General features: G+C 44.4%; 8 protein-coding genes. 5 read left to right on the top strand and 3 right to left on the bottom strand.

The annotated features are described in order from the left end of the window. Positions 1–355: 355 nt before the first annotated feature. The gene (locus IQ228_RS11695; protein ID WP_193962915.1) at positions 356–1,249 is read right to left on the bottom strand and encodes a lipopolysaccharide assembly protein LapB; all 894 of its coding nucleotides are present in this window, start codon (positions 1,247–1,249) and stop codon (positions 356–358) included. Positions 1,250–1,640: 391 nt separating this feature from the next. Here IQ228_RS11695 and IQ228_RS11700 point away from each other — a divergent pair, with 391 nt between their 5' ends. After that, entirely contained in the window at positions 1,641–2,630 is a 990-nt protein-coding gene (locus IQ228_RS11700) for a hypothetical protein (protein WP_193962916.1), read from the top strand. A 174-nt stretch (positions 2,631–2,804) separates the two neighbouring features. On the opposite strand, the gene IQ228_RS11705 is transcribed toward IQ228_RS11700, so the two are convergent. Then, on the bottom strand, positions 2,805–3,974 hold the full coding sequence (locus tag IQ228_RS11705) for a homocysteine biosynthesis protein (protein WP_027404247.1): 1,170 nt from the start codon (positions 3,972–3,974) through the stop codon (positions 2,805–2,807). A gap of 213 nt (positions 3,975–4,187) precedes the next feature. Next, the gene (hisD, locus tag IQ228_RS11710) at positions 4,188–5,483 is read right to left on the bottom strand and encodes a histidinol dehydrogenase (protein ID WP_027404246.1); all 1,296 of its coding nucleotides are present in this window, start codon (positions 5,481–5,483) and stop codon (positions 4,188–4,190) included. A gap of 469 nt (positions 5,484–5,952) precedes the next feature. Between hisD and rpsT the strand changes: the two genes are divergently transcribed. The 4 genes from rpsT to rpoB all read left to right on the top strand — a co-directional run bounded on the left by rpsT (position 5,953) and on the right by rpoB (position 11,319). Next, positions 5,953–6,240, top strand: coding sequence for a 30S ribosomal protein S20 (gene rpsT, locus IQ228_RS11715; RefSeq protein WP_027404245.1), 288 nt, complete (start codon positions 5,953–5,955; stop codon positions 6,238–6,240). A gap of 218 nt (positions 6,241–6,458) precedes the next feature. Continuing rightward, on the top strand, positions 6,459–7,244 hold the full coding sequence (locus IQ228_RS11720; RefSeq protein WP_027404244.1) for a TatD family hydrolase: 786 nt from the start codon (positions 6,459–6,461) through the stop codon (positions 7,242–7,244). Positions 7,245–7,764: 520 nt separating this feature from the next. Beyond that, on the top strand, positions 7,765–7,887 hold the full coding sequence (locus IQ228_RS27125) for a hypothetical protein (protein ID WP_255549966.1): 123 nt from the start codon (positions 7,765–7,767) through the stop codon (positions 7,885–7,887). Between the two features lie 93 nt (positions 7,888–7,980). After that, complete coding sequence (gene rpoB / locus IQ228_RS11725; protein WP_027404243.1) at positions 7,981–11,319, top strand: DNA-directed RNA polymerase subunit beta; 3,339 nt, start codon at positions 7,981–7,983, stop codon at positions 11,317–11,319. Positions 11,320–11,352 lie beyond the last annotated feature (33 nt).

Here is an 11,352-nt window from a genome sequence, read left to right on the forward strand (position 1 = left end):
TCCCTGACCCTCCCCTTGTAGGCTACGGTGTACACACAAGTAAGAAATTGTTTGTTGGTTGCCATAAAACCCCACCCCTAGCCCCTCCCCGCAAGCGAGGAGGGGGACTGGATTGAGAATACATCCTTTGTTATGGCTGAAAACCTAGTGTAAGGAAGGATGTGTGTACACCGTAGCCCCTTGTAGGGGAGGGAAGCGGAAAAACTTTTGTTAGTTGGAATGGGGTTTTTAAAGCCTCTCCCCGCACCTCTCCCTAACCCTCTCCTTTTAGGAGAGGGAAAAGGAATAACATTTAATACTGGAGAGGTTTACCAGAGGGGTCAATTTATACATTTAAAACTTTTCAAACATCCTCTTACGGAGTAGGTGTAGGTGTAGGTGATTCCGTCGGTGAAGACGTAGGAGTAGGCTCAGAAACCGCTCCAGCCTTATTAATCTCGTCCTTATACTGAGCCGGTGCTAAAGCCGTCGCACTATCAAATAAAGGTTTTGCTTCATCAAGCTTACCTTGTTCTTTAAATAGCATAGCCTTTGCTAAAACGGGGCGAAAATCTTGAGAATCTTTCTTAATCGCTTGATCATAAGCAGAGATAGCTTTATCATCATTCTTTTGAAAAGCGTAGACACTACCCAAAAGCACTTGCACAGCAACCACATCCACACTTCCTGGTTGAATAGTATTAGCTTGAGTAGCAGCGGACAAACTTTCTTGTAATAAGCCAATAGCCGCTTCTGGACGTTTTTCACTTAATTGCAAATTCACCATCCCCTGCAAAGCCTTTAAATCTCCCGGTTTTGTAGTTAAAATAGTCCGGTAAGTTTGAGCAGCCCCCTCCTTATCGCCAATTTGTTGTTTAGCTTGTGCTAATAAAACCCCATACTCTGACTGTTGGGGATTGAGTTTAGCGAGTTTTTCCAAAGGTTCAATCACAGCTTGAATATCTGCTGGTTTCACTTCCCCTCGGCTTTTTTGACTCAACAAACTGAGACGTGCTTGTAAAAGTCCCTTGAGTGCAGTTTGATTTTCTGTATCTTTCTGTAAAACTAATTCATAACCCCGAACTTGATCTTCCAGTTTTGACTTTTGCTCCGATGAAGATATTTTAGGGTCAGCAGTGGGCTGACTTTGTGGTGATGATTGGGGTTTATTAATCGCTGTAAGGATGGGTATAATAGAAACCCCTACAAAAGCAACAACAGCGAAAGCTAACACTACCCTAACTATCCAGCGATTACGCGATTCAGACACAATATTATTCTGCTCCTCAATGGTAATGAAATTAATAGCAAAGTTAAAAATTTCCAAAACTTTGCGGAATACGGTCATTTGTCTGTGAATTTTATAACAAATAAATATCTATCCTGCTAAAGTAAGTGATGACTTTAGGAAGACCCGTCCGAATTATCGCTATGCTATGCTTCCGATAGCGTAGCTTGGCGTAAGCCATAACTGGATTAAAGCCGCTAAATTGCACATTTAGTGTATAAATGTGGGATTCTGCGTCTTGATTTTCGTACAGAGCATTAAGCGAGTAGCCAGGTTAAAAAGAAATATACTTTAATCAGCTACATACTGGCTCTTTTCCTTTGTCTTTATTAAATCCCACAATGGGGTATGTCTTGTGCCGCAAGGAGTTTTTATGAATTCCGACCTGATGCCGTCTTCTGAATCCGCAAATTTCACAGCCTCTAACCAAGGCATAAAAGAGATTGAATCCCCTGTTAGTGCTAATACATTAGCAGACCAATCCTCTAAACTGGAAAGTTCTCTCACTGACTCTAGCAAACCTGACTCTAATGGACATTTGGCTAATCGAGAACAACCAATTCCACCTCCTAGCGAACCGACTCAATACCGAGCTATTGGGTTAATTCGCGGGTGTTACCATGCTAGTGATGAACAGTTTACCCAAGGAACATTAATCACAAAAGATGGGGTTGAACTTAATGCCGTCCTCTTAGGTCGGATTATGAGCTTAGTCAAAAATCACTTAGACCTAGAAAAAGAACATCTATGGGTAGTTTATCCCCGCACTAGACAAGAAAATGACGCATTGCACCTGCAAATTGTTGGTGTTTGGGAACCAGAAAATCTGGCGAAATATGAACTAGATGAAGCTGGTACAGATTCGACAGCAGTTTCTGATAACGGTAGCGTAGCGTTAAGCATTCATCCAAAACCCTCATCAGCAGTTCCTGATGGTGGTTTTTCTGTGCGTGGTGAGGTAGTTTACCAGTCCTTTGACGAAAAGAGTTTGGTTGTGAAAATCAAACAAGCTCCCCGTAAACCTACTGATAAAGCTAAATATTTTAAGTTGAAACTCAAGGGCGTATTAACCACTAAAGCTGTGGGTAAGTTCTGGGACTTCAATGTTAAACGGGAAGCTGACGCATTAGTAGTAGTTAATGCCGAAGCGATCGCCGATTTACCCAAAAAACGCCGACCACCCTTCAAAGGAGCGCCTCGTGGTGTCGGTGGTGGTAGAAAGCCATTCCCTCCCAGACGCAATGGAGAAGCCCCACGTCCCATTAGAAAGGCAGCAGGTGATGCCGCCACCACAGTCATCACCAAACCTGTGCCAAAAACCCCCACTCCTAAGCCAGTTAAAAAGCCTAAACCCGGGGATTAGGTAATTAGTCAGTTGTCAGTTGTCAGTTGTCAGTTGTCAGTGGATAATTTTCTTTCTCCTGAACTCCTGAATCCTGAACTCCTGAACTCCTGAACTCCTGATAGCGTAGCGTGGCGTTAGCTATACTCCTGAATGGGCGCAGGACCTGCGCCCCTACCTCCTGAATTCCTCATCTTAAAATTCCGTCCAACGGTCTTGAGGTAAAAAAGAACGCTCCATAGGAATTGGGGCTACTGGTTCAGTGAGAGTAAATTTCCCTTCAGTAATCCATTGTTTTAACTCTTGGGCTACTTGTCGGGAAAGAAACAAACTGGCTAAAGAGGCTACTCGTACCGTCCTGCCTTCAATAGTGATCCGTCCAGATTTAAGTTGAGCGTAACTCACTAAACCGAAAGTAGGACGGACACGACGAGGAATTGAAAAATCTACAATTGGTGCTACTAAGTCTTTGTCTTGGACAGCACAGCGTTCTACCACACCAGTATTTAAAACTGGCAATGGTACACCTACACCCATCATTAAAGATGGTCCATAGCTTTTAAAATAACAACCTCGTATCCATCGCGCGTCCATTTGTTTAGCATCACCAATTAACGCTAAAGTTGCCGATGGTCCAATAGGTGTCCGATTTTCTAAACGCTTTTGCAAGGGAAAATGTTGTGTCCCTTCCCAAGCTACATAACCAATACCCCCAGCGAGAAAGATCCTCGTCCCAATCCCCACAAGTTGTAAATCGGGATCATTGAGGAGGGGTGACAGTGAACCAGGGTTAGAATAGACTGCATTCCCCACGCGGGGTTGTAATGGTCCTAAGTAGGTATGCAGTGGGCGATCGCCTCCATTCACCCCAACAATAAAATTTTGATAAAGATTGCGCGGGTTAAATAAATAAAACTGATTGATAGTATCACGGGTAACGGTGGTTTCAAATGTGGCTCTAGGGTAGCAATCGGTAACTTGTCCCATAGCGCGAACTTGGATAGATTTACCGGCAATTAAATCCTCAATTACATGACCACCACCACGTTCCCGCACTTCTTCCCCATCTAGGGAATCAACTGGACAACTAGCACCCAAGTATAAATCTACCGCCCCAAAACCAGCATAAGCTGGAACTCCGTCCAACCAGCAACGCCGAATTTTAATCGGTGGGTCAGTATGTCCTAAGTTAATAATTGCACCACTTGATTCCATCGGCTCAAATGTGCCAGTGGTAATTACATCTACTTCTTTAGCGGTTTTAGCAACACCAATTTCGGCAACTCGCGCTTTTAACTCTTCAACCGTCCAGACTACCGCCCGTTTTCGGCTGATTTTCTCATTAATTTCCGCAATTGTTCGCATTTTAAATTTATTTGAAGGACTATCACTCGATTTTGGATTTACGATTTTGGATTTTGGATTGACTCTACCCTCAAGTGTAGAAGCCCGAAAATTTTGGATTTGGGACTGACGTTAGCGAAGCATACGCAGCGAGTATTTTTCCATCCTTCAGGACGGGGATTGTGCCAAATTTTTTTACTCTAAAATCTAAAATCTAAAATCTAAAATTCCCGCTCAATCCTCTACTCTGAGTTTAACGGAATCAGCATGGGAAGGTAGACCTTCTGTAGTTGCTAAGATGTCAATGGCAGATGCCACTTTTTCCAAGGCAGTTTGTGAGTATTGAATAATACTTGAGTGTTTTAAAAATGTTTCTACCCCTAAAGCGGAAGCATAACGGGCAGCGCCAGAAGTAGGTAAGGTATGGTTAGGACCTGCCAAATAGTCGCCTACAGCTTCAGGTGTGGAACTACCCAGGAATATTGCCCCAGCATGGCGAATCTGGTTAATTAAAGCCCAAGGATCGGCAACTTCTAATTCTAGGTGTTCTGGTGCAAACTCGTTGGAAAGTTCGGCTGCTGCTGTGAGGGATTCTACCACCACAATTAAACCATAATGGGCGATCGCCTTTTCCGTATCTATCCGGCGCGGGTGATCTACCAATTGTCTTTCCACCGCCATTTGCACTTTTTTCGCCAACCCCGCATCCGTTGTCAGCAAAATCGCTGCCGCCATCGGATCATGTTCTGCTTGAGCTAACAAGTCCGCCGCCACATAAGCAGGATTAGCTGTTTCATCAGCAATTACCAGCACTTCGCTCGGTCCTGCTAAAGAATCAATGCCCACAGTTCCGTAAACTAACTTTTTAGCCAAGGTGACATAAATATTACCAGGTCCGGTAATCACATTGACTTTGGGGATAGTTTCCGTGCCATAGGCTAAAGCTGCGATGGCTTGAGCGCCCCCCACACGGTAAATTTCCTGAACTCCTGCTTCTTGGGCCGCTACCAAAACCGCAGGATTCACCATTTTACCGCCTCTAACTGGTGTCACCATCACTACACGAGGGACACCTGCCACTTTTGCGGGAATGGCATTCATTAACACTGTACTGGGATAACAAGCCCGACCGCCTGGTATATATAAACCTGCTCGATCTACCGGGGTGTAGCGTTTGCCTAAAACTACTTCATCATCGCCAAATTGTACCCAGCTTTTGGGGATACGCTGACTGTGAAAAGCCTCTATTTTTTGGCAAGCTAGTCGAATCGCCTGGAGCAAATCCTTGGATACCTGTTGGTAGGCTGCATCCAGTTCTGATCCTGTTACCTTGAGTTCTTCTGCTTTGAGAATTTGGTGATCAAATTCGGCTGTATAATGTAGTACAGCCTTGTCCCCTTGGCGCTTCACCGCTTGCAACACTTCGCGGACTGTTGCTTCTTTATGAAGTACCTGTTCATCCTGGGTGCGATCGCAGATTCGTTGAAGTTCTGATCTAACGTCTGCCTGCTGAGTAATAATTCGCAGCATGGAGTAATGACAATACCAAATTTTACAATATTCGCAAAACAAGAACTACTTGGGCTTTTTACCTGCTACGACCACATCGCGTTAGTAGAACAACCATTCAAAACAGCTAAAAAGCCTAAAATATCAGCTTCTTGGCTTTTGACTTTTAACTTTCGACTTCCGCTTTGCGGTCTTAGGGGATCAAGCTGAATGTAATTCTCTTCTCTAGCTTAACCTGGATTTTTTTGATACTACTTTATAAAATTCAGACAGCCTGAGAAATTTAATATTCCAGAAGTCTGAATTTGGGGAACTGATCTGGTTTCTTTGTCAGTAAATCATTTTAATCTATTTTTTCAAGCCCAGGCATCAGCTTTTCCGCCCAAATAAAATATTTTTTTTCAGAAACTATCACATTAGCGAAAATAATGCTATATTTATTAAACCTAGTAGTGTGTGTACATAATTAATAGTCTTTTTTGGAATTACTGTGGCGAATACAAAGTCTGCTCTTAAACGCGCACAAATCGCAGAACGTAACCGACTGCGTAACAAAGCATATAAATCAGCCGTGAGAACGCTGATGAAAAAATACTTTAGTTCTGTGGAAGCTTGTGCTGTCAACCCGACAACAGAACTCAAGCAGGAAGTGGAAGCGAGAATGTCCGAAGCTTACAGCAAGATTGATAAAGCTGTAAAAACTGGCGTACTGCATCCCAACAATGGAGCCAGAAAAAAGTCAAGATTGGCTCATAAACACAAAACCCTTACCGCTTAGTCAATAGTTCAGTGGTCAAGAGATTTTGGATTTACGTTAGCGCAGCGTACGCAGCGAGTATTTTTGATTTTGGATTTACTTCTACCCTCAAGTGTGGAGACTGATGATTTTAGATTGGTGATTTTGGATTAATTCCCCTCTCTCATGGCGGAGCTTGTACCAAAGATTCTCAATCTAAAATCTAAAATCCAAAATCTAAAATTTTTCACCGACAAGCCATGCAACTTATAGATACCCACGTACACATTAACTTTGACATCTTTCAGCCAGATTTAGCAGCCGTGCGTTCTCGGTGGCAAGAAGCAGGAGTAGTGCGATTAGTCCACTCCTGTGTTCACCCCCAGGAATTTGCGAGCATTCAAGCTATAGCAGAGCAGTTTCCTGAACTTAGTTTTGCTGTAGGGCTGCATCCTCTAGATGCTCATAAATGGGATCAGCAAACAGCTACCCAAATCAAGTCTTTAGCCAGTTCTCATTCCCAAGTGGTAGCCATTGGGGAAATGGGGTTGGATTTTTACAAAGCGGATAACTATGAGCATCAACATCAAGTATTTGCATCACAATTGGCGATCGCTTGTGAACTCAATTTACCAGTGATCATTCATTGTCGTGATGCTGCACCTGCTGTCAGAGACGTACTGCAAAAATGGCGGGACTTGCATGGAGAAAGAGTACGGGGTGTCATGCACTGCTGGGGAGGGACACCAGAAGAAACTCAATGGTTTCTGGATTTAGGCTTTTATATTAGCTTCAGCGGCACTGTTACCTTCAAGAATGCTCAAGCTATTCAAGCGAGCGCGGCTATGGTGGACAGCGATCGCTTGCTGATAGAAACAGATTGTCCATTTCTGTCGCCCGTACCTAAACGGGGTGAAAAACGCAATGAACCAGCCTATGTTCGCTATGTAGCGGAAGCACTAGCAAAACTACGAGCCGAAACAATAGAAGAAATTGCCCAGAAAACCACCCAAAATGCCTGTAGATTATTCGGTCTATCATTATAAATGATCATCAAATCTTTAGCATTAGCACTGATTTAACTTATAAGATCAAACGGAGGATAAAAATGTGCTAAAATTAATCCCTCCAAAACATTTAGGTCAAGCCATAATGGTAAAGGAAGGATAATAACTCCTAAAACTCAATTTGTGCTGTTATCAACCCGATATTAGCCAGTTTGAGAGTTTGTGGTTTTAGCCCGCTTAATCAATCGAAGCGACCCAGATCTAAAATCCAACATTGTCTGCCCATCCACTTAAATCTCTACAAACGGATGCTCTCAATAGATCACAAGCATTGGCAACCAAGGTTTCACTGGAAAAACCTTGAAAAGGTAGAAACGGCAATCCTTTGGTATATCAAACCTATAGAAAATCGTTAAAAGTAATTGTCCACTCCAGACAATCATAGCAATATCAAATCCATAGTGCAGCCTTAAACACAACGTTGCCTATCGAATCCTACTCCGGTGTCAGTCCCCGGTTTTGGGAATCCACAACCAGGATCAAGTGTGAGGTGTAAAAGGTGAAAAAGTGTGAAGTAGAAAGAAATTTTAGGGCTAACGCGACTGTTGCGCTATCAGTCAAAAATCTAGCAGCCGAATATTGTCAAGCTTATGGACTTCATACCTTTGGACTCATATTCTAGCACAAAGCCCTCATGGCAGACTCGCAGCTATGGCTGCGCCATGCAAGCTATCGGCTTCCTTCAAAGTTTAACCAGGTTGATAAAGGTAAAGGCATGACTAACGACGACAAATACATGGAATCCGCCTTTCTGTTACCCGACTTGATTGAAATTCAGCGTTCTAGTTTTCGCTGGTTTCTAGAAGAAGGGCTAATAGAAGAACTGAATTCTTTTAGTCCAATCACAGACTACACTGGCAAATTGGAACTGCACTTTTTAGGTAATAACTATAAACTCAAAGAACCTAAATACAGCGTTGAAGAATCCAAGCGGAGAGACAGCACCTATGCAGTGCAAATGTATGTTCCTACTCGTCTACTGAACAAAGAAACAGGAGACATTAAAGAGCAAGAGGTATTCATTGGTGATCTGCCCTTGATGACAGATAGAGGCACATTTATCATTAATGGAGCCGAGCGTGTCATTGTCAATCAGATTGTGCGATCGCCTGGAGTTTACTATAAATCAGAAATTGATAAAAACGGACGACGTACATATTCTGCCAGCTTAATTCCAAACCGGGGTGCATGGCTCAAATTTGAAACAGATCGTAATGACCTAGTTTGGGTACGGATAGATAAAACCCGGAAACTATCAGCCCAGGTACTTTTGAAAGCACTGGGATTATCCGACAACGAAATTTTTGATGCCCTGCGCCATCCAGAATACTTCCAAAAAACCATCGAAAAAGAAGGGCAATTTTCCGAAGAAGAAGCCCTAATGGAATTATATCGAAAACTTCGTCCCGGTGAACCACCTACAGTTTTAGGCGGACAACAGCTTTTAGATTCCCGCTTCTTTGATCCTAAACGCTATGACCTGGGAAAAGTTGGTCGTTATAAACTCAACAAAAAACTTCGTCTTTCCGCCCCTGACACCATGCGCGTCCTCACCCCTGGGGACATTCTCGCCGCCATTGATTACCTGATTAACCTAGAATACGATATCGGTAGTATTGATGACATTGACCACCTCGGAAATCGCCGAGTCAGAAGCGTTGGGGAATTACTGCAAAACCAAGTCAGAGTAGGGTTAAACCGCCTAGAAAGAATTATTCGAGAACGGATGACCGTATCCGATGCTGAAGTTCTCACCCCCGCATCCCTAGTTAACCCCAAACCCTTAGTCGCAGCCATCAAAGAATTCTTTGGTTCAAGCCAACTAAGTCAATTCATGGATCAAACCAACCCCCTAGCGGAATTGACCCATAAACGCCGCCTCAGTGCCTTAGGTCCAGGTGGTCTAACCAGAGAAAGAGCCGGGTTTGCAGTTCGAGATATTCACCCCAGCCACTACGGACGGATTTGTCCCATCGAAACACCAGAAGGACCAAACGCCGGACTCATTGGTTCATTAGCCACCCATGCCCGCGTTAACCTCTACGGTTTTCTAGAAACACCCTTTAGACCAGTAGAAAACGGCAAAGTCTTATTTGATGTTCCGCCCGTCTACATGACAGCAGACGAAGAAGACGACCTCCGCACAGCCACCGGTGACGTTCCCCTAGATGAAAACGGTTACATCAAAGGACCACAAGTACCAGTTCGCTATCGCCAAGACTGGACAACCACCGGGCCTGAACAAGTGGATTACGTGGCAGTTTCCCCAGTCCAGATAGTCTCAGTAGCTACCAGCATGATTCCCTTCTTGGAACATGACGACGCTAACCGAGCGCTAATGGGTTCTAATATGCAACGCCAAGCTGTACCCCTGTTAAAACCAGAACGCCCCTTAGTGGGAACAGGTTTGGAAGCTCAAGCTGCGAGAGACTCCGGCATGGTCATAGTTTCCCGCACAGATGGCGATGTAGTGTATGTTGATGCCACAGAAATTCGTGTTCGCGCTAGTGGTCAATTGTCCGCAGCCAGTGGTAGTCAAGTTATTGAAAAAGGGCAAGAACTTAAATACAAACTTTCCAAATACCAACGTTCTAACCAAGATACCTGCTTAAATCAGAAACCATTGGTGAGAATTGGCGAAAAAGTCGTTGCCGGTCAGGTATTGGCAGATGGTTCCTCTACAGAAGGTGGAGAACTGGCATTAGGACAAAACATCGTTGTCGCCTATATGCCTTGGGAAGGTTACAACTACGAAGATGCGATTCTCATTTCCGAGCGCTTGGTGCAGGAAGATGTTTATACCTCAATTCACATCGAAAAATACGAAATTGAGGCGCGACAAACTAAACTCGGACCGGAGGAAATCACCAGAGAAATTCCCAACGTCGGTGAAGATGCCCTCAGACAATTAGATGAACAAGGGATTATTCGGATTGGCGCATGGGTAGATGCTGGAGATATTCTCGTTGGTAAAGTCACTCCCAAAGGTGAATCAGACCAACCCCCAGAAGAAAAACTGCTCCGGGCTATCTTTGGTGAAAAAGCCCGCGATGTCCGCGACAACTCTCTGCGAGTTCCCAATGGTGAAAAAGGTCGGGTAGTTGATGTCCGGTTATTCACCCGTGAACAAGGTGATGAACTGCCACCAGGGGCAAATATGGTGGTTCGGGTTTATGTAGCTCAAAAGCGCAAAATCCAAGTGGGTGACAAAATGGCAGGGAGACATGGTAACAAAGGGATCATTTCCCGGATTCTGCCTGCTGAAGATATGCCCTATTTAGCCGATGGTTCACCTGTAGATATTGTTCTCAATCCCTTGGGTGTACCTAGCCGGATGAACGTCGGTCAGGTGTTTGAATGTTTGCTAGGTTGGGCTGGTCATAATTTGGGAGTTAGGTTCAAAATTACCCCTTTCGACGAAATGTACGGGGAAGAAACTTCCCGTCGCCTAGTTCACGGCAAACTCCAAGAAGCCAGAGACGAAACTGCTAAGGATTGGGTATATAACCCCGACAATGCGGGGAAAATCATGGTCTATGACGGTCGCACGGGCGAACCCTTTGACCGGGCGATTACTGTCGGTGTTGCCTATATGCTCAAACTCGTGCATTTGGTTGATGACAAGATTCACGCTCGTTCTACAGGTCCTTACTCTCTGGTGACTCAGCAACCTTTGGGTGGTAAGGCTCAACAGGGTGGGCAAAGATTTGGAGAAATGGAAGTTTGGGCATTGGAGGCTTTCGGTGCTGCTTATACCTTGCAGGAGTTGTTAACAGTTAAGTCCGATGATATGCAGGGACGGAATGAGGCTCTGAATGCCATTGTCAAAGGCAAAGCTATTCCCCGTCCTGGTACTCCTGAATCCTTTAAGGTATTGATGCGCGAGTTGCAGTCTTTGGGCTTAGATATTGCGGTGCATAAGGTAGAAACTCAAGCAGATGGTAGTTCTTTGGATGTGGAGGTAGACCTGATGGCAGATCAAGCTGCTCGACGGACACCACCTAGACCCACCTATGAGTCGCTTTCCCGTGAATCTTTGGAAGGAGATGATTAGTGAGGTAGGGGAGGTAGGGGAGGTAGGGGAGGT

Source organism: Dolichospermum sp. LEGE 00246, assembly GCF_015207865.1.
GTDB classification, from domain to species: Bacteria; Cyanobacteriota; Cyanobacteriia; order Cyanobacteriales; family Nostocaceae; genus Dolichospermum; species Dolichospermum heterosporum.